The 18,761-nt window shown below is 72.2% G+C and carries 15 protein-coding genes; 7 read left to right on the top strand and 8 right to left on the bottom strand.

Annotated features, from left to right (window positions below):
* Positions 1-244 precede the first annotated feature (244 nt).
* From NOD94_RS16900 to NOD94_RS16890, 3 genes are all read right to left on the bottom strand, one after another.
* Positions 245-952: a class I SAM-dependent methyltransferase gene (locus NOD94_RS16900; protein ID WP_281206770.1), complete on the bottom strand. Its 708-nt coding sequence runs from the start codon at positions 950-952 to the stop codon at positions 245-247.
* A 136-nt stretch (positions 953-1,088) separates the two neighbouring features.
* Complete coding sequence (locus NOD94_RS16895) at positions 1,089-1,670, bottom strand: TMEM165/GDT1 family protein (RefSeq protein ID WP_281206769.1); 582 nt, start codon at positions 1,668-1,670, stop codon at positions 1,089-1,091.
* Between the two features lie 485 nt (positions 1,671-2,155).
* Positions 2,156-3,784: an alpha/beta hydrolase gene (locus NOD94_RS16890; protein ID WP_281206768.1), complete on the bottom strand. Its 1,629-nt coding sequence runs from the start codon at positions 3,782-3,784 to the stop codon at positions 2,156-2,158.
* A gap of 301 nt (positions 3,785-4,085) precedes the next feature.
* On the opposite strand from NOD94_RS16890, the gene NOD94_RS16885 reads away from it, so the two are divergent.
* A complete protein-coding gene (locus NOD94_RS16885) occupies positions 4,086-5,438 on the top strand; it encodes an AMP-binding protein (RefSeq protein ID WP_281206767.1) in 1,353 nt (450 codons plus the stop codon).
* A 66-nt stretch (positions 5,439-5,504) separates the two neighbouring features.
* Entirely contained in the window at positions 5,505-6,350 is an 846-nt protein-coding gene (locus tag NOD94_RS16880; RefSeq protein WP_281206766.1) for a hypothetical protein, read from the top strand.
* Positions 6,351-6,366: 16 nt separating this feature from the next.
* Here the strand turns inward: NOD94_RS16880 and NOD94_RS16875 are convergent, their stop codons facing one another.
* From NOD94_RS16875 to NOD94_RS16855, 5 genes are read right to left on the bottom strand one after another with little or no spacing between them, the layout of a single operon-like run.
* Positions 6,367-6,939: a hypothetical protein gene (locus NOD94_RS16875; protein WP_281206765.1), complete on the bottom strand. Its 573-nt coding sequence runs from the start codon at positions 6,937-6,939 to the stop codon at positions 6,367-6,369.
* Positions 6,936-8,321, bottom strand: coding sequence for a hypothetical protein (locus tag NOD94_RS16870; protein ID WP_281206764.1), 1,386 nt, complete (start codon positions 8,319-8,321; stop codon positions 6,936-6,938). The genes NOD94_RS16875 and NOD94_RS16870 overlap by 4 nt, the downstream gene beginning before the upstream one ends.
* The gene (locus NOD94_RS16865) at positions 8,318-9,124 is read right to left on the bottom strand and encodes an ATP-binding cassette domain-containing protein (RefSeq protein WP_281206763.1); all 807 of its coding nucleotides are present in this window, start codon (positions 9,122-9,124) and stop codon (positions 8,318-8,320) included. Before NOD94_RS16865 ends, NOD94_RS16870 begins: the two co-directional genes overlap by 4 nt.
* Positions 9,125-9,183: 59 nt before the next feature.
* Positions 9,184-9,999, bottom strand: coding sequence for a zf-HC2 domain-containing protein (locus NOD94_RS16860; protein WP_281206762.1), 816 nt, complete (start codon positions 9,997-9,999; stop codon positions 9,184-9,186).
* Positions 9,996-10,499: an RNA polymerase sigma factor gene (locus NOD94_RS16855; RefSeq protein ID WP_281206773.1), complete on the bottom strand. Its 504-nt coding sequence runs from the start codon at positions 10,497-10,499 to the stop codon at positions 9,996-9,998. The genes NOD94_RS16860 and NOD94_RS16855 overlap by 4 nt, the downstream gene beginning before the upstream one ends.
* A gap of 243 nt (positions 10,500-10,742) precedes the next feature.
* Between NOD94_RS16855 and NOD94_RS16850 the strand changes: the two genes are divergently transcribed.
* The 5 genes from NOD94_RS16850 to NOD94_RS16830 all read left to right on the top strand — a co-directional run bounded on the left by NOD94_RS16850 (position 10,743) and on the right by NOD94_RS16830 (position 18,698).
* A complete protein-coding gene (locus NOD94_RS16850; RefSeq protein ID WP_281206761.1) occupies positions 10,743-11,213 on the top strand; it encodes a hypothetical protein in 471 nt (156 codons plus the stop codon).
* 202 nt (positions 11,214-11,415) lie between these two features.
* Positions 11,416-11,892, top strand: a complete 477-nt coding sequence (locus tag NOD94_RS16845) for a phospholipase (RefSeq protein WP_281206760.1) — start codon at positions 11,416-11,418, stop codon at positions 11,890-11,892.
* A gap of 88 nt (positions 11,893-11,980) precedes the next feature.
* Positions 11,981-12,919: an alpha/beta hydrolase gene (locus NOD94_RS16840; RefSeq protein WP_281206759.1), complete on the top strand. Its 939-nt coding sequence runs from the start codon at positions 11,981-11,983 to the stop codon at positions 12,917-12,919.
* Positions 12,920-12,995: 76 nt separating this feature from the next.
* Positions 12,996-13,625, top strand: coding sequence for a glyoxalase (locus NOD94_RS16835; protein ID WP_281206758.1), 630 nt, complete (start codon positions 12,996-12,998; stop codon positions 13,623-13,625).
* Positions 13,626-14,132: 507 nt separating this feature from the next.
* A complete protein-coding gene (locus NOD94_RS16830) occupies positions 14,133-18,698 on the top strand; it encodes a HAMP domain-containing protein (protein ID WP_281206757.1) in 4,566 nt (1,521 codons plus the stop codon).
* Positions 18,699-18,761: the final 63 nt, after the last annotated feature.

The raw sequence follows: 18,761 nt of genomic DNA, 5'->3' as shown, positions 1-18,761 counted from the left end.
AGCAGCACCAGGAAGGCCACGTACCCGATCCAGCGCGGCCAGCCGGCCAACCGACGGCGCACGACGCCCGGGGTACGGGCCTGTCGGGGTAGGACCGGGCTTTCGGTCACCTGTGTCATGGCGCTGCCTCCTTGGTGTTCTGAAATCCAGCATTCCTTGCGGGAGTTCAGAACACATCTGCCGAACGGCAGACCCGGGAGGACGTGGTGGCGGACGAGGACCTGATCGGGGTGGGGGTGCGGTTTCAGGGGCGGCCCGCCACGCGGCGCGGGTGCCTGTTCGTGTCCGCGACGCCGCGCCGGGTCTGCGCCTTGCGGGCCAGCAGTTGGACCTCCTGGAACTGACGCCGGTCGGTGGGCTGCGGCTCGCGGACCACCCTGGCCACCTCGGCCAACCCGGCCTGGCGCAGCATCTCGGCGAGGTGATCGGGCGACCACCGGTATGCCGTGGCGACCGCGTGATCGAAGGCCTGCGTCAGGTGGGACGCGTCATCGGTCGCCGAAAAGCCGATCAGGAGGTGGCCGCCAGGAGCCAGCACGCGGTGGAACTCCGCCAGGACGGACGGCAGTTCCCGTGGTGGAGTGTGGATGACGGACCAACGGGAGAGCACGCCGCCCAGCTTGCCGTCGGCGATGTCCAACGCGGCCATCGAGCCCACCTCGAACCGGAGCCCCGGATGGGCCCGTCGGGCCAACTCGATCATCGCGGGAGAGGCGTCGACACCGAACACCACCCGCCCCAACCCGTGGAGATGGGCGGTGATGTGGCCGGGCCCACACCCCAGGTCCGCGACCGGACCATCCCCCTGGGCCTCCACGACCTCGGCGAAGGCACCCAGGATCGCGCGGTCCAGGGGACTGTCGCGCAGCGAGTCGCGGAACATCCGCGCATAGGTGGGGGCGGCAGCGTCGTACGCCTCGCGGACGGTGCTGAGGACATCGTGTTCGACCATGCCGCGACAGTAGTTCCCGGCCCGGGGGAACGGGCGCGTCGCACCGCCCGCCCCTGCCGTCGTGGTGACGGTGGGGGCGGCGGAGCGGTGGCGGCCGGGCGGTACGGACACGGCCGCCGGGGTCGTCGGAGGTGGGTCAGGCGGTGAAGGCCTCGACGAGGGTCCACACGGCGAGAGCGGCCATGCAGACGGCGCCGAACCGCTGGACCGTCTTCAGCGGGACGCGCTGGGCGATGAACCGGCCGACCAGCAGGGCGAGGGCCGAGACCGACATCAGGGCGAGGGCGGAACCGATGGCGGTGGGCAGCCAGCCGTTGGTGGCGGCGAGATTGGCCGTGGTGATCTGGGTGAGGTCGCCCCACTCGCTGATGAAGACGGCCGTGAAAGCGGTCGTGTAGACGGGCCAGAAGCCGGTGACGGTCTTGGCGGCGCCGTTCTCGTCCTCGTCGTCCCCACTGCGCAGCAGCACGACCGCGCCGAACGCGAAGAGGGCGGCGGAGACCAGCTTGACCAGCATGTCCGGGAGCATCCCTAGGAGACTGCCGGCGCCGACGGCGATGGCCACGTGCACGATGAACGCGCTGGAGGTGCCGAACCACACGTACAGCGGGCGCATGCGGGTGCCCATGGCCAGCGAGGCGAACATGGTCTTGTCGGGGAGTTCCGCGAGGAAGATCAGCCCGAAGGCCGTGACGATCGCCAGGGGGTCGAGAGTCATCCCGGTGCTTTCTGCTGGGGCCGGACCGTCAGCTCGAACGACACCCAGGAGGCGACGGGAGAACCACTCGGCCCGGCACGACGGATCGGCCCGCACGTATGCGCGGACCCGGTCATGCTTGGCCGAAGGTCTCGTCCACCACGGCACTGTGTGCCGGGGCCCGATGGCCGGGACGGGTTGCCCTGTCCAGTATGTCGACCAGCGGTATTTCGGGACTACTCCCCTTCGCTGCTCCCATCATAAACGGCTGCCAAAGGGTGCGGGGACGGCGGGTCGGGTGGCGCGCGTCACGGCGGGAGCGCCACCGGGGCCACCTTCGCCAGACCGCTCGGCGACGGCACCTGGCTCACCCGCGACGGGAGGGAAGGGCTCCTGCACCGCTGGGGCGTCCCGGCCTGACGGCCCCCGGAACGAGGACGGGGCCGCAGCCCCCGGCTCGGGCCGCGGCCCCGCCGCCGCTCAAGCCGGGCACTCGGGGGACGTGCTCAGCGCAGTACCGGGATCACGTCCCGCGTCTCGTCCACCTCGATGCCCGTCGCACGGAGGCCGAGCGGTGCCGGCGGCGCCTCGTCGGCGCAGACGGTGCCCCGCGCGGGCACGGCCAGCGTGGCGAGGTAGGCCGTGGCCAAGGCGCTGACGCACGCGCTCCGGTTGTAGGCGGTGTGCCCCTCACCGGCGAAGGTCAGCAGCCGTCCGTTGTCCAGCGCCCCGGCGAGGGCCACGGAGTCCTGGTACGGGGTGTCCGGGTCCCCCGTCGTGCCCAGGACCAGGATCGGGGCCGAACCGGCCGCCCGGTAGGAGCCCTCGTAGCGGCTCGGGCGCTCGGACTGCCACTGGGCGCAGGTGGGCGCGTGATTGTGGTCGTAGGTGGGCGGCCCGAGGCCGACGGGAGGTCCCAGCAGGGGAGCGGAGGCGGCCTGGGCGCCGACCAGGGTGCCGAGCAGCAGCCGGCTCGTCGGGTAGACGCGGTCCGCGCACTCCACGGCCAGGTTGACGTTGAGGAAGTCGAAGGACCCCGGTGAGGGCGGCGACAGCAGGAACGAGACCTGGCGGTTCTGGGCCGCGCGCAGGGCCTGCCCCAGGTAGGGCCAGATCACCTTGCCCGAGTTGATGTTGAACATCAGGCGGTAGGCGAGGGTGTAGCCGGTGGCCGGGCGTCCGCTCGCGGTGATGACGGGCTCGGCGTCCAGTGACCGCTTGAGCCGTTCGAAGGCCCGCCGGGGCTCGCCGTCACCGAACCCGCAGGTGGTGGCGTTCTGCGCGCACCAGTCCAGGAACCGGCCGACCGCCGAGTCCAGGGCGGCGAACTGCCCGGCGTCGTAGACGTACGGCACGTCGGCGTAGGTGCGCGGATCGTAGCCCCCGTCCAGGACCATGGCGCGGACGTGCCGGGGGAACCGGGCGGCGTAGACGGTGCCGACGTAGCTGCCGAAGGAGCGTCCGTAGAAGGAGAGCGTCTCCTCGCCGAGGGCCTGACGCAGCAGGTCGATGTCCTGGGCGTTCGACCCGGTGCCGATGAACGGCACGAGGTTCCCGGCGCGCTCCTGGCAGGCGGTGGCGAAGTCGAGACCCTGCCGGACGGCTTCCCGCAGGGCGCCCGGGCCCGGTACGCCCCGCGCGGCGTCGACGGCGGCGGCGTACTCCCTGTCGTTCCAGCACTCCACCTGTCCGCTGCGCGCCACGCCCCGCATGTCGTACCCGACGACGTCGAAGCGATCGCGGAGGGAGGCGGGGAGCGCGTCGTAGCTGTCGCGGGCGAAGTCGACGCCGGAGTTGCCGGGTCCGCCCGGGTGCAGCAGCAGGACGCCGGTGCGGTGGGACGGGTCGGCCGCGAGCCGCCGGGTGACGGCGAGGGGGATCGTGGCCCCGGTGGGCCGGCGGTGGTCCAGCGGCACCAGGGCGGTCGCGCACTCGAAGCCGTCACCCGGACCGCCGGCGGCCGCCCCGTCGCAGGGGCCCCAGGACAGTACGGGAACGGGCGGGGCGGCGAGCGGCGTCGCCGTCGCCGTCGCGGTGCCGGGCGGGCTCCCGAGGAGCGCGGTGACCGCGATCAGGACGAGGGATATCCCCCACACCACTCGCCTGCGCGGGGCATCAGCCAAACGGGTCTGCATGCGGCGATCCTCCGTCATGGACGTTCCGGAACGAGCGACAACGTAGCCGCCGGGCGCCGCGCCTGTCGGCCCACCAGGAGCGCACTCCTGCCTACCACCATGGGCGGCGCCCGCCTACGACCACGGTTGTACGCTCCCGGAAAACGGCCGGACCGACATCCCGAACCGAACCGCGGATTGGACCATCAGCCGAGGGAGCTCGACGCCCATGGTTCGGATGGCGCATTGCGGCCGACGGCGGCGGGGGATTGGCTGGTCAAGATCAAGACGGCAGGTGCGGGACCGGCACAGGAAGAAGCACATGACACCCCTGCTCGACGGCTGTACGCCCTGGCCCGAGGAATTCGTCGACCGCTACTGGGCGGCCGGGCGCTGGAACGGCAATACGCTCGACAACCTGCTCCGCGGCTGGGCCCTCCAGTACGGACCGCGGACCGCGCTCGTGCACGGCGACACCCGCGTCACGTACGCGAAGCTGAACCGCCGCGTGGACCGCATGGCCGCCGGATTCCGGCTGCGCGGCCTGCGGCCCGGGCAGCGGGTCGTCGTCCAACTGCCGAACGTTCCCGACTTCGTCATCACCGTGTTCGCGCTGATGCGCGTCGGCGCGGTGCCCGTGTTCTGCCCGCTCCCGTACGGCGCGTCCGATGTCGCCGACCTCGTGCAGGTCACCGAGAGCGTCGGCTACGCCGGCCCGTCGACCCACCGGGGCTTCGACCACACGGCGATGGCGGCGGACATCGCGGCCCGAGGACCCTTCCTCCGGCGCGTGTTCACCCTGGAGGCGCCGGGCGCCGCGTCACCGTACGGCGGCTTCACGACCGACCCGGCGGGCTGCTACTACTTCCCGCTGGACTCCATCGACTCCCCGCCCGAGCCGACGCCGGCGCGGAGCGCCGACCAGGTGGCGTTCCTGCTGCTCTCCGACGCCACCACCGGGGCGCCCCACCTCGTTCCGCGCACCCACAACGACTACGCCTACCAGGCACGCGCCGCGGCCGAGCTGGTGTCCCTCACCCAGGACGACGTGTACCTCGCCGCGCTGCCCGCCTCCTCCCACTTCGCCTTCGGCTGCCCCGGCATCGTCGGCACCCTTTCGGTCGGCGGCGCCGTCGTCCTGGTGGAGGACCCGGATCCCGCCGAGTGCCTGCGGGTGATCGAACGGGAACGGGTCACCCTCACGTCGGTGGTGCCCGACCTGGCCCGGCGTTGGCTGGACGTGCTCCCCACCGTCGGGGCCGACTTGAGCAGCCTGCGACTCGTACAGGTCGGCGCCGCACCCACCGACCGGGCCACCGCCGAACGGATGGGCCCCGCACTCGGCTGTGGCCTGCAGCAGGTCTTCGCCATGACCGAGGGGCCGCTCACCCTGACCAGGCCCGGGGACCCGGACGAGACCGTGCTCGGTACCCAGGGCCGCCCGCTCTCGAACGACGACGAACTCCGCATCGTCGACGCCGAGGGCAGGCCCGTGCCCGATGGTGAGCCCGGCGAACTCCTGGCCCGCGGCCCGCACGTCCCCCGGGGCCACTACCGGGCGCCGGAGCACAACGCACGCTCCTTCACCGCCGACGGCTACCTCCGCACGGGCAACCTCGCGCACCGCACCCCGGACGGCAACCTGGTGGTGACCGGCGCCTTCCAGGACGCCTGACCGCACCGTTCACGCGCCCCGGCGCGGGTCGGGCAATATCCGCAGGAGCCGGCCTAGGCTCGGTCCGTGGCACAGGCCGAGCTGCGCGTCGCCGAGGGCGCGGGACCATTCACCACCAGGCGCACCTGGCGGCTTCCCGACGGTCGCGAAGCCGTCTGGGACTCGCGCCTGGCCCGACGCCGCGGCGTGCTCGCGGTGCGCGCACGGGGAGCGTCGAACGCCCGGCACGTGCGCGCCGACGCCGCGACCCTCGTACGACTGCGCCGTCTGAACTCCATCGCCGCCGTCGCCTTCGTGATCGGCGGCGCGCTCTTCGCCGTCGGAGCGGCCCTCGCCCAGTTCGGATCGGGCGACGCGATCACCAGCGCCGCCGTCTACTTCGTCGGCGGCCTGTTCTTCAACACGGGCGGATACGTCTCCCTGCTCCAGGTGATCAACGCCCCCCGGCACGTTCCGTCGGGAGCCGACGCCCTGGTCACCCGGCGGTGGCGGTGGTGGAGCTACGAACCGATGCACCTGGACTGGCTGTGCGTGTTCGCGCTGTTCGCCGGCACGCTGGTGTTCGGGGTGAACCTGCTGGACTCGTTCCTCCAGGGCCTGACCGTCCAGCAGATCAACCGGCTGATCTGGACCCCCGACGTCATCGGCTGCGTGCTGTTCCTGGTGTCGGGGCACCTGTCGTTCGTCGAGGTCTGTCACGGCCGGCTCCGGGTGCTCGCGCACGACCTCGGCTGGTGGATCGTCGCGGTCAACCAGCTCGGCTCCGTCCTGTTCATGATCTCCGCCCTCGCGGCCTTCACCCCCAGGGCGACCGGCAGCGAACTCGACGCGGACATCGCCAACTGGGGCACCCTGCTGGGAGCCCTGTGCTTCTCGGTCGGCGGTGCGCTCCAGTACGCCGAACGGCCCTGACACCGCACCCCGGGCCCTAACGCCTCGGACCCCCGACGGCGTACACCGTGAGACCCGCGACGGCCAGGACGAGGGCCGTCCAGACGCCGGCCGTCGCGTCGGGCGGCAACAGCATCCAGGTCAGCACCTGCGAGGTGACGTCCGGCGCGGACGGGGCCACGAAGGAGACCGACATCCACGCGAACGGCAGGATCCACGCGTACTGCCTCCCGTACCAGGCCGCCCCGAGGGCGACGAGGCCCATCAACCCCGCGCAGTTGCGCACGACGAACCCCGGGGTGGCGGGCTGCCCGCTCAACGTCTGCGCCGCGAGCAGTACCCCGCCGATCAGCACGCCGCAGATCAGTACGTGCGCCGCCCGGCGCGGCATCCAGCGGATCGCTGCCGCCCGGTCCATCGCGAGGTCCTGCCCGCCGAGACCGACGGACACCGCCGTCGCCCCCGCGGCGAGGGCGAGCGTGGACAGCCGCGGATCCCACGGCCCGTCGTCGACCCGGGCGAACGCCCACACCACCGACGCGCTGATCAGCACCGCGGCCAGCGAGGCGGGCACCTGCCGCGAACGCGCGTACAGCGTCAGCCACCTCACCGGGACGCACCGCCGGTCAGCGCTTCGAGCGGATCGCCCGAGCAGGAGACCGCGGCCGTGTGCATGGCGCCGATCCGAACCCGCTGCTCCGCCGGCGGGAGCGCCGTCAACTCCTCCCACACCGGGCGGGCCAGGGCGTCCTGGTCGTCCGCCCCGTGCATGGTCCCGTCGAGCGGCCGGGGCTCCGCACCGAGCACCCAGGCGGCCCCGACGCTCTGCGCGGCGGCGTCCGTGAGCGTGCCGCTCTCGGTGTCGCTGCGCGGACTGCACACCGGGGCCAGGCCCTGACCGATCAGAGCCCGCGTCAGCCCCTCGCCCCGTGCGGCGCCGATCATCCCGTCGTCGAAGTCGACGAGCAGGAACCCCGGCGACCGCTCCGGCGTCCCGCCCAGCGCACGCGGGAGCGTGGCCTCGTGGATGGCGACGGGCGCCCGTTCGCCGAGGGCGTCGCGCAGCAGGCGCAGTGCCTCCTTGCCCGGCCCCGCCAGCTGGTCTAGCCGCGCCCGCCGGGCGGCGGTCACGCACACCTGGCCGTCGCACACCTGCGTCGCCGCGGCCCGGTCGACGACGTACGTACCGCGCGGGTCGGCCGGGAACAGGAGCAGCGCGACGGCCCCGCCCGCCAGCAGCGGGGTGAGGGCGAGCAGTCGGCCGCGCGGGCCGGCGGCGGCCAGCAGCGCGAGGCCCGTCGCGGCCATGCCGAGGAACCAGAGCGCCTGCCCGAGGTGGACGGGAGCGGAGAGCGTCAGGAGCGTTTCGCGTGCCTCCGCCACCGTCGGCGACAGCAGAGAGAGGCGGTTCGGCACGGCGGAGGTCGGCAGCGCCCCGTCCGTCGTCTGCCGGAGGAAACTCGCGAGGAGGAAGGTGCCCACGGCCAGTACGGGCGGGGTGAGCACGGAGGGCAGGACCCGTGCGACCCCCATGCCCAGGACGGCCCCCGCGGCGACCGCGAGCGCCCCCACCAGCGAAATCGGCAGCCAACCGAAGTGGGCGTACGAGGCGTCACCGGCGAGGACTCGCACCGCACCCAGAACGACGAGCAGCCCGAAGGCCGACACCAGCGCGAACGCCGTCGGGCCGGCCAGCGCGGCCGCGCGGTGCGAGGCGGGTCGCGGGGTACTGGTCAGCAGTTCGGACATCCGCGAGCGGTGGTCGCGCAGCCCCTGGAGCGCCCCGAGTCCCACGGCGAGCGGCCACAGGAACACCAGGGGGTACCGGGTCCACATGGCCATGGAGGTCCACTGCGCGGTCCACAGCGCGGTGCCCTTGGTCCACGGCCCGGAAAGCAGGTGCAGGAACGCGAGCGCGGCCAGCAGGACGACGGCGCCGGCCCACGGGGCCACGGAACGCCTCAGCTCGATGAGCGGGATACGGAGGTTCACCAGGCACCCCTCGTGCGCACCGGGTCGACCAGCAGAGCCGAGTAGCCGCGTTCCAACGGGCTGTCGCCCACGTGTTCCGGGCCGCCCGCCGCGGCGAGTTCGCCCGGAGTGCCCTGGAAGACCAGCCGCCCCTCGGCGAACAGCACCACGTCCGTGCAGGCCGCGGCCACGTCCTCCACCAGATGGGTCGAGACGACCACGCAGGCGTCCGTCCCCAACTCCTGGAGCAGTTCGCGCAGGCGCAGCCGCTGCGCCGGGTCCAGGCCGACCGTCGGCTCGTCCAGCAGCAGGATCGACGGGTCGTTGACGATGGCCTGGGCGATGCCGGCCCGCCGCACCATCCCGCCCGACAGGGTCTTCATCCGCTCGTCCGCGCGGTCGGCCAGGCCGACCCGCTCCACGGCACGCTGCACCGCGGCCGGGATGTCGGCCGTGGGCACCTCCTTCAGCCACGCCATGTACTCGACGAACTCGCGTACGGTGAAACGCTTGTAGTAGCCGAACTCCTGCGGCAGGTAGCCGATCCGGCGGCGCAGCGCACGGAACTCGCCCCGCCCGCCAACGGACTCCCCGAGCAGCTCCAGCTCACCCCCGGCGGGGCGCAGCACGGTGGCCAGCGCCCGGATGAGGGTGGTCTTCCCCGCACCGTTGGGACCGAGGAGGCCGTGTACCCCGGTACCCAGCGACAGGTCGAGCCCGTCGACGGCCATCCGGTTCCGACCGACCCTGACCTTCAATGCGGTCGCCCGGATCTCCCAGGCGTAGGCCGTGGGGGCGATGTCGTCCCTGCTCATTGCGGGCATCGTGCGCTTCCTCTTGTCTCGTGGGGTGGTTCGGGGGAGTTCCGGAGCGGTCCGCGGGCTCAACGCCGCTCACCCGGCCCGGTGTACGCGCCCCTGCGGGCGATCACCACGACGACGCCGAGCGCGAGGAGCAGACCCCACACCGGCAGCCCGTCCGCCTGCAGGGCGACCGCCGTACGGCTGGTGGCCAGGGTCGGCGCCACCACCACCGCGACCCATACGGCCACCAGGGCGACGGCGGCGCGGGTCACGCCGATCACCGCGCCGAGGGCCAGGGTCAGCGAGGTGAAGGCCAGACAGGGCAGCAGCCATTGCGCGGCCGACAACCCTGTCGTCCAACCCCCCGCGAGCAGCGCGGGAATCACCACGGCGAGGACGGAGGCGGTGCGCCGCAACACCAGTTGCAGACCCGCCCGGGGGGTGGACGCCGTCAGCTCGTACGCGGGATCCAGCCCGCGCGACCACGAGGCGGCCACGCCGCCCACGGGCAGGACGGGCGCGAGCAACAGCACCAGGGACACCTGACCGGAGCCGGGTCCCGCCAGGTCCAGCAGCAGTGCGAGCAGGGTCACGGCGAGGACCATGGCCAACCACGGGGTCATGGCGGGCGTCGTCCACGCCCGCAGCCGTGCCCGGCGTCGGCGCGGCGGCGCCGGGACGACCGAGTCCAGTTGGGGTGAGAGATCGGACCAGACGGCTTCGGTCAGCGCGACCACGGCGGGTGCCCGCGTCGTGACGGCGGCCGACAGCCGGTCGCGGCAGACCCGGCAGCCCTCCAAGTGGGCCTCCAGGGCCCACACCTCGTCCACGAGGAGGCTCGTGTCGCCGCGGGCGTACCCGTCGATGAGTCGTGCCGACGCGTGTTCCCCGTTCATGCCAGCTCCTTCCGCATCGCGATCCTGGCCCGGCGGGCGCGGGTCTTGACCGTTCCCTCGGGCAGTCCGAGCAGAACGGAGGTCTCCCGGACGGACAGTCCGTCGAGCACCATGGCCTGCAACACCTCTCTGAGTTCCGGCGCCAGGCGCCGCAGCGCGTCACCGACGTCGCCGCCGACGGTGGCCACCAGTGCCTCCTCCTCGGCCGCGGGTGCCGCGGCGAGCGGAGCGTAGGCGAGCGGCGGCTCCGCGTGGTGGGCCCTGCGCCGGAACGCGTCGACGAGCCGGCGGGCCGCGATCGTCCACAGCCAGCCGACGGCCGTTCCCCCGGTCCGACTTCCGGAGAAGGAGCCCGCCGCCCGCCACACCGCCAGGTACGTCTCCTGCATGACCTCGGCGACGATCTGCTGGTCGTCGCAGCGGCGCCGCAGCCGCACCGCCAGCCAGGGCGACGTGCGGCGGTACAACTCCTCGAAGGCGGCCCGGTCGCCCCGGGCCACCCGCCGCAGGAGATGCTCCTCGTCCAGTTCTTGCGGCGCTGCCGCCCACACTCGTTTCACACCTGCTAGACGTACGTCGGGGACGGCGGGTTTTCCCTCGGAGGTGATCCGGGTCACATCGCGGAAAGTGCGACCATCCGATCCACGGCCCTGCGCTTTGTCCTCCTTTGAGTGAAAGACCCTCCGGGTAGCCGCACTTCACGCCCCGAAGCGCGCCATGGTCTCTTCAGAGGAAACGGACTCATGGACGGGAACGGGACATTGCACCTGAGGCGTACCGGAACGATCCTGGGCGCGGCCGCGCTCACCCTGCTCACCCTGCCGGCCGACGCGCACGCCGCGGCCGTCGCCTGCGGGGGAGGGGTGTCCACCGGCCGGGTAGCCGTCAACGGCTGCATCAGCGCCCAACGGGGTTCCGCCGGCAGGTTCCCCACGCGGGACGTCACGGCACACATCAAGGCGCGCAACACGGGATCCAAGGCGTTGAACGTCACCTACGAGGCGTACTTCCGCGTGGTCGACGGCGGTCACTGGGAGAAGATCGGCAGCGGTCGCGCGCACGTCCGGGCGGGCGAGTCCATCGGCCCCGTCGAAGTGGGAAGCACCACCCGTGTGTGCGGCCCGGTGAAGGTCGAGATCCGCGTGCACGCCCGCGCCGATGGCGCCGCCTGGAGCGGCTGGTCCCCCGCGACCACGAAGCAGTGCCAGACCTGAGCGTCCGGACGCTCTGCCGGAGGGGGCCGGCGGAGTACGCCGGTCCCCGCCGGTCCGCCGTCCACCGGATGGCCGCTCGGCCCGCTCTCCATCGCCGTGCCCGCATCGGATAGCCGGGCGGTAAGGGCTTGATATCGGGGGCTTCCAGACTCGTGCGCATCGCGCCGGGGGGTTCCCGGCGCACCGTCCCTGGAGGATTCCGATGCGTCGTCAACTCACCGCCGTGACCGCCGCCGTGGCGGCCGCCGTCGTCGCCCTGGCCACCCCGGCCGCCGCCGCCCCCGCGGACAAGGCACAGGTCCTCAGCGGTTGGACGCAGACCAGCGCGGCGAGCCACAACTCCTGGGTGGCCGCGCGCGCCAACCAGGGCAACTGGTCCGCCTACGGCTTCGACTGGTCGACCGACTACTGCTCGTCCTCCCCGGACAACCCGTTCGGCTTCCCCTTCCAGACCTCCTGCGCCCGCCACGACTTCGGTTACCGCAACTACAAGGCGGCAGGATCGTTCAGCGCCAACAAGGCGCGGCTCGACGACGCCTTCCACGCCGACCTCAAGCGGGTCTGTACCGCCTACACGGGAGCGAAGCGCACCTCGTGCGACTCGACGGCCTGGACCTACTACCAGGCCGTCAAGGTCTTCGGGAAGACCGCCGCCGTGGACAACGGCGCCGTCGCCTGACCCGGCCGGCAGAGCCACCGCGACCGCCTCCGGGAACACCGCCCGACGCCCGGAGGCGACCGGGCGCGGCACGGAGGAGGATGGGCACATGCGATGGCGTGCGCGCGGTGCGTCGGCGGCCGCGCTGGGTGTCCTGCTCCTGGTGGCGGCGACGCCCGGGCCCGACGGCGGGGACACCGGACAGCGGGTGGACATCGGTGGCGGGCGCGGCCTCCACCTGCGGTGTGCGGGCTCCGGGAGCCCGACCGTCGTGCTGCTGTCCGGACTCCACGAGTCCTCCGACCCGTGGTCGCTGACCGAGACCACCCCGCCCGTGCCGAAAGCGCCGGCGGTGCTGCCCGGCGTGGCCGCGTTCACCCGGGTGTGCACGTACGACCGGCCCGGCACCATCCGCTACACGCAGCCACCGACGCTCACCACCCGCAGCACGCCCGTACGGGGAACCCGGGCGCTGCCCGACATGGTCCAGGACCTGGACCGGGTCCTGGGCGCCGGCCGGGTACCGGGCCCGTACCTGCTGGTGGGGCACTCCTTCGGAGGGATGCTCGCCCTGCGGTACGCGCAGGAGCACCCCGAGCGGACGCGCGGGTTGGTCCTCGTCGACGCCCTGGGGCCCGGTCTGAAGCCGGCGATGGGTCCGGACTGGGCGGCGTACGTCGCGTCCCTGCGCCACCCCGGCACGCCCTTCGACACCGACCCGAACTTCGAACAGGTCGACATCGACGCCGGCGTCGACGACATCGATCGGGGCGGCCCGCTCCCACCGGTCCCGGTCGCGGTGCTCAGCAAGACCGCACCCTTCGCAGCGCCGGCCACCATGGACAAGGCCCTGCTCGCGAAGCTGGAAACGGCCTGGCCCAAGGCCCAGCAGGCGCTGGTCGGGCTGCGACCGCAGACCCCGCACCTACTGGCGACCGGCAGCGACCACTACGTCCAGCTCCACGACCCCGACCTCACGATCGCGGCGATCCGTCTGGTCGCCGACCGGGCCGCGACCCTGCCCGAGCCGAAGCCGGCCGCCCGCTGAACACCGGCGAGGGGCCGGGGCGATCGGTCAGGATTCGAGAAGCCCCGGACGATGCCCGGCGCCTAACGTCGTGGGCATGGCATCCATCGAGACCGTGACCCTGGAGGTGGCCGACACCACGGCCGCCCGGCACTTCTACACGACCGCCTTCGGCCTGGACGCGCGGCTGCGGCTGCGGGCCGCGCAGGCACCCACGACCGGCTTCCGCGGCCACACGCTCTCCCTCACCGTGTCCCAGCCGGCCGACGTCGACCTCCTCGTCGGCGCCGCCCTCGACGCCGGCGCCACCTCGCTGAAGCCCGCCACGAAGTCCTTCTGGGGCTACGGAGGCGTCGTGCGGGCCCCGGACGGCGCCATCTGGAAGGTCGCGACCTCGGCGAAGAAGGACACCGGGCCCGCCACCCGCGACTTCGACGCGTTCGTCCTGCTGCTGGGCGTCCGCGACATCGCCGCGAGCAAGCGGTTCTACCTCGACCAGGGCCTGACCGTCGCCAAGAGCTTCGGCCCCATGTACGTCGAGTTCGCCGTCGGGGACGGTCCCGTCAAGCTGGCCCTGTACCGGCGCCGCGCGCTGGCCAAGGACGTCGGTGTCACCCCGGAGGGCACCGGTTCGCACCGGATCGCCCTCGGGGGCACGGGTGGCGCCTTCACCGACCCCGACGGGTTCGCCTGGGAGGAGGCCGCGACGCCCTCGCTCACCGCGTGACGCGGCGCCGACCGACGCCCGGTCGGGGTCGGTGGGGCGCCTGCGGCCGGGCCGTCGTACGCACCGAGCTGCTGCCGCCGGACTCCGGAGCCCGGGGGCGGCGCCGGAGCGGCGCCGCCGGGGGCCTGCCGGTTCCCCGGGTCCCGTGTCGAGCGGGCGGGGAAGTATCCGGGTGCCGTACGGAATCCGGGCGGCAGCCCGCGGTACGACCGGACCCGGTCGCGTGGCACAGGGGGGGGAAGGCCCCCGCGACCCGGGTCCGCTGCGAGAGGTCCTCAGGTTCGGGAACGTCTCGTACCAGCGCGTGTATCCACCCCGTTCGATCCCGAACGAGCCCCGATGCCGATGATTTGGGGCACTGGCCGTTCACCTGGTGAAGCCGTCCGATCGGAGCCCGACCCCATGGACGGGCCTGTGCTTCGCGGGCCGCGCGGGATGTGGTGGACTTGTCCCCGGGCCGCCCGAGGATCGCGGCGTGGCCCAAGGGCGGACTGAGATGGGGCTGGGATGAGCAAGCCGGCGGAGACACGCGCGGGTGCCGGGGCGACGGGGGCGGTGGGGGAGCCGGAACTGCGCCAGCTCCTCGCCGGGCTGACGGCCGTACGCGACGGTGATTTCGGTACCCGGCTGCCGGACGAGGCAGACGGCCTCCTCGGCGAGATCGCGACGGTCTTCAACGGAATGGTCGATCAACTGTCCCTGTTCACCTCGGAGGTGACGCGCGTCGCCCGGGAGGTCGGCACGGAGGGAACGTTGGGAGGGCAGGCCGTGGTGCCCGGGGTGTCGGGTACGTGGGCCGATCTGACGGACTCCGTGAACGCCATGGCCGGCAACCTCACGACCCAGGTGCGGGACATCGCCCAGGTGGCCACGGCGGTGGCGCGCGGCGACCTGTCGCAGAAGATCGACGTCGCGGCCCGGGGAGAGATCCTGGAGCTGAAGGACACCGTCAACACGATGGTCGATCAGCTGTCCTCCTTCGCCGACGAGGTCACCCGCGTGGCGCGCGAGGTGGGCAGCGAAGGACGCCTCGGCGGCCAGGCCGAGGTCCCCGGCGTCGCCGGGGTGTGGCGCGACCTCACCGACTCGGTCAACTTCATGGCCGGCAACCTCACCGACCAGGTCCGCAACATCGCCCAGGTGACCACGGCGGTGGCCCAGGGCGACCTGTCCCAGAAGATCGCCGTCGACGCCCGCGGCGAGATCCTGGAACTCAAGAACACCATCAACACGATGGTCGACCAGTTGTCCGCGTTCGCGGGAGAAGTCACCCGCATGGCGCGCGAGGTCGGCACCGAAGGAATCCTCGGCGGTCAGGCCGACGTGAAGGGCGTCTCGGGCACCTGGCGGGACCTGACCGACTCGGTCAACTTCATGGCCGGGAACCTGACCTCGCAGGTGCGCTCCATCGCCCAGGTGGCCACCGCGGTGGCACAGGGCGACCTGTCCCAGAAGGTCCGGGTGAACGCGCGCGGCGAGATCCTGGAGCTGAAGACCACCATCAACACGATGGTCGACCAGTTGTCGGCGTTCGCCGACGAGGTCACCCGCGTGGCCCGCGAGGTGGGCACGGACGGCCGGCTCGGAGGTCAGGCCGACGTGAAGGGCGTCTCGGGCACCTGGCGGGACCTGACCGACTCGGTCAACTTCATGGCCGACAACCTGACGGCGCAGGTCCGCTCGATCGCGGAGGTCACCACCGCGGTCGCCCAGGGCGACCTGTCGCAGAAGATCCGCGTCGACGCGCGCGGCGAGATCCTGGAGCTGAAGGAAACCATCAACACGATGGTCGACCAGCTGTCGGCGTTCGCCGACGAGGTCACCCGCGTCGCCCGCGAGGTCGGCACCGAGGGCAACCTGGGCGGTCAGGCCACCGTCCGGGGCGTCTCGGGCACCTGGAAGGACCTCACCGACAACGTCAACGTCATGGCGTCCAACCTGACGGGCCAGGTCCGTTCCATCGCCCAGGTCGCCACCGCCGTCGCGCGCGGCGACCTCTCGCAGAAGATCACCGTCGAGGCCAAGGGCGAGGTCGCCGCACTGGCCGGGGTGATCAACACGATGGTCGACACGCTGTCGGCGTTCGCCGACGAGGTGACCCGCGTGGCGCGCGAGGTCGGCACCGAGGGCCGGCTCGGGGGACAGGCCCGGGTGCCCAACGTGGCGGGTACCTGGAAGGACCTCACCGACAACGTCAACTCCATGGCGAACAACCTCACCGGTCAGGTCCGCAACATCGCCCTCGTGACCACCGCCGTCGCCAACGGAGACCTCTCCAAGAAGATCGACGTGGACGCGCGCGGCGAGATCCTGGAGCTGAAGACCACCATCAACACCATGGTCGATCAGCTGTCCTCCTTCGCCGCCGAGGTCACCCGAGTGGCCCGAGAGGTCGGCAGCGAGGGCCGCCTCGGCGGTCAGGCCGAGGTCGAGGGCGTCTCGGGGACGTGGAAGCGGCTCACCGAGAACGTCAACGAACTCGCCGGGAACCTCACCCAGCAGGTCCGCGCCATCGCCGAGGTCGCCAGCGCCGTCGCGGAGGGCGACCTCACCAGGTCCATCACCGTCGACGCCTCCGGCGAGGTCGCCGAACTCAAGGACAACATCAACTCGATGGTCGGCTCGCTGCGCGAGACCACCCGCGCCAACCAGGAACAGGACTGGCTCAAGTCCAACCTGGCGCAGATCTCCGGCCTGATGCAAGGACACCGCGACCTGGCCGTCGTCGCCGAGCTCGTCATGGACGAGCTCACCCCCCTGGTCGACGCCAGCTACGGCGCCTTCTACCTCGGCGAAGAGGCCGACGGCCAGGCCTGGCTCACCCTGATCGGCTCCTACGGCCGGCCCACCGACAGCCCCCAGCGGATCAAGCACGGCGAAACCCTGGTCGGGCAGGCCGCACGCAGCCGCCGCATCCTGGCCACCGACAACGTGCCGCCCGGCTACCTCATCTCCTCCGGGCTCGGCGCCGCCGCTCCCGCCAACCTCATCGTCCTGCCCATCCTCGTCGAGGACCAGGTGCTCGGCGTCATCGAGCTCGCCTCCTTCAGCCCCTTCACGCCCGTGCACCGCGACTTCCTCGGCCGCCTGATGGAGACCGTCGGCGTCAACGTCAGCACCATCGTCGCCAACGCCCGCACCGACGAGCTCCTCGGCGAGTCCCAGCGCCTCACCGGCGAACTCCAGGCCCGCTCCGAGCAGCTCCAGGTCCAGCAGGACGAACTGCAACGCTCCAACGCCGAGCTGGAGGAGAAGGCCGCCCTCCTCGCCACCCAGAACCGCGACATCGAGACGAAGAACCTGGAGATCGAACAGGCCAGGCAGGAACTGGAGGACCGGGCCCGGCAACTGTCCCTGGCCTCCAAGTACAAGTCGGAGTTCCTGGCCAACATGAGCCACGAACTGCGCACCCCGCTGAACAGCCTGCTGATCCTCGCCCAGCTCCTCTCCCAGAACCCGAGCCGCAACCTCACCCCCAAGCAGGTCGAGTACGCCGGCATCATCCACTCCGCCGGCTCCGACCTCCTCCAGCTCATCAACGACATCCTCGACCTGTCCAAGGTCGAGGCCGGCAAGATGGACATCAACCCCGAGCGGGTCTCCCTCAAGAAGCTGCTCGACTACGTCGAAGCCTCGTTCAGGCCCCTGACCAGTCAAAAGGGCCTCGATTTCGACATCACGACCGCGACGGGCGTACCGGTGGACCTCCTCACCGACGACGCGCGCCTGCAACAGATCCTGCGCAACCTGCTCTCCAACGCCGTGAAGTTCACCGAACGCGGCCAGGTCCAGGTACGGATCGAACCGGCGTCCCCGACGGAGATCCCCGCGGAGCTCGCCCGCTCCGGATCCGTCGTCGCCTTCCGGGTCATCGACACCGGCATCGGGATCGCCGAGCAGCAGCTGGAGGTCATCTTCGCCGCCTTCCAGCAGGCGGACGGCACCACCAGCCGCAAGTACGGAGGTACCGGCCTCGGTCTGTCCATCACCCGGGAGATCGCCCGCCTGCTCGGCGGCGCGGTGACCGCGCGCAGCGTTCCGGGCGAAGGCTCCACCTTCACCCTCTACCTCCCCGTCTCCCGCCCCGACCTCGTCGATCGTGAGACGGCCGTCCCGGCGCCGGAAGCGTCCGACGGCGACCCGGGCGAGCAGTACGGCGACAGCGCTCCGGCCGAGGACACCCGCCACCCCCGACGCCTGCTGGTGATCGAACAGCGCAGCAACGGCCTCCTGAGCCTCGTCGCCGAGAGCGCCGCGGCCGACCTGAGCGCCGGCCGGGCGACCACCGGCCCGGCCGGCCAAGCCGTGGTCGTCACCGCCGTCACCGCGGCCGACGCGGCCGACGTCCTCGCACAGTCGCCCTTCCACTGCGTGGTCCTCGAACTCGACCCCGACGGCGAAGCCGTCCGCTTCCTCCAGGACCTCGCCGGCGACACGGCCCTCGCCTCCATGCCGGTCCTCGCGCACGACAACCGCCGCATGACCCGCGCGCAGCAGGAGGAGATCGCGCTCCGCGCGACCACCCAGCCGCTCGAAGTGCTCTCCAGCCTCGACGAACTACGCGAACGCATCGCCCTGCACCTGTCGGCGGAACGCCCCGGGGACGCCCTGCCCCTCGTGCGCCTCGACGCCGACCTCGCCGCACCCGAGCATCCCGTCGTGGACACCGGCCTGGCCGGCCGCTCCGTCCTGGTCGTCGACGACGACCCGCGCAACCTGTACGCGATCAGCGGGATCCTGGAACTGCACGGCCTGCAGGTCCTCCACGCCGAGAACGGCCGCAAGGGCATCGAGACGCTGACCAGCACCCCGGGGATCGATCTGATCCTGATGGACGTGATGATGCCGGAACTGGACGGCTACGCGGCGACGGCGGAGATCAGGCGCATGCCCCGGTACGTCGACCTGCCCATCATCTCCGTCACCGCCAAGGCCATGCCCGGAGACCGGGAGAAGAGCCTCGCCTCCGGGGCCAGCGACTACGTCACCAAGCCCGTCGACGCCAACGACCTCATCCTCCGCCTGCGCAGGTGGCTGCCCTCGCAAGGAACCCCGCACGCCCCCCGGGGCTGACCCCGCCACCCGGCCCACCCCACGGAGAAGACCGACGCACGGTGAACACCAACCCCGGCGAAC

Origin of the sequence: Streptomyces sp. Isolate_45, assembly GCF_024721315.2 — a bacterium.
Lineage (GTDB): Bacteria > Actinomycetota > Actinomycetes > Streptomycetales > Streptomycetaceae > Streptomyces.
Note: the sequence above shows the minus strand (reverse complement) of the source record. Positions and strands in the feature narration are given on the sequence as shown.

What these genes read in the sequence shown, in the direction of transcription:
- NOD94_RS16835 (WP_281206758.1), top strand. Translation starts at nt 12,996, where the DNA reads ATGGCATCCATCGAGACCGTGACCCTGGAGGTGGCCGACACCACGGCC.
- NOD94_RS16830 (WP_281206757.1), top strand. Translation starts at nt 14,133, where the DNA reads ATGAGCAAGCCGGCGGAGACACGCGCGGGTGCCGGGGCGACGGGGGCG.
- NOD94_RS16885 (WP_281206767.1), top strand. Translation starts at nt 4,086, where the DNA reads ATGACACCCCTGCTCGACGGCTGTACGCCCTGGCCCGAGGAATTCGTC.
- NOD94_RS16865 (WP_281206763.1), bottom strand. Translation starts at nt 9,124, where the DNA reads ATGCCCGCAATGAGCAGGGACGACATCGCCCCCACGGCCTACGCCTGG.
- NOD94_RS16890 (WP_281206768.1), bottom strand. Translation starts at nt 3,784, where the DNA reads ATGCAGACCCGTTTGGCTGATGCCCCGCGCAGGCGAGTGGTGTGGGGG.
- NOD94_RS16840 (WP_281206759.1), top strand. Translation starts at nt 11,981, where the DNA reads ATGCGATGGCGTGCGCGCGGTGCGTCGGCGGCCGCGCTGGGTGTCCTG.
- NOD94_RS16860 (WP_281206762.1), bottom strand. Translation starts at nt 9,999, where the DNA reads ATGAACGGGGAACACGCGTCGGCACGACTCATCGACGGGTACGCCCGC.
- NOD94_RS16895 (WP_281206769.1), bottom strand. Translation starts at nt 1,670, where the DNA reads ATGACTCTCGACCCCCTGGCGATCGTCACGGCCTTCGGGCTGATCTTC.
- NOD94_RS16900 (WP_281206770.1), bottom strand. Translation starts at nt 952, where the DNA reads ATGGTCGAACACGATGTCCTCAGCACCGTCCGCGAGGCGTACGACGCT.
- NOD94_RS16850 (WP_281206761.1), top strand. Translation starts at nt 10,743, where the DNA reads ATGGACGGGAACGGGACATTGCACCTGAGGCGTACCGGAACGATCCTG.
- NOD94_RS16845 (WP_281206760.1), top strand. Translation starts at nt 11,416, where the DNA reads ATGCGTCGTCAACTCACCGCCGTGACCGCCGCCGTGGCGGCCGCCGTC.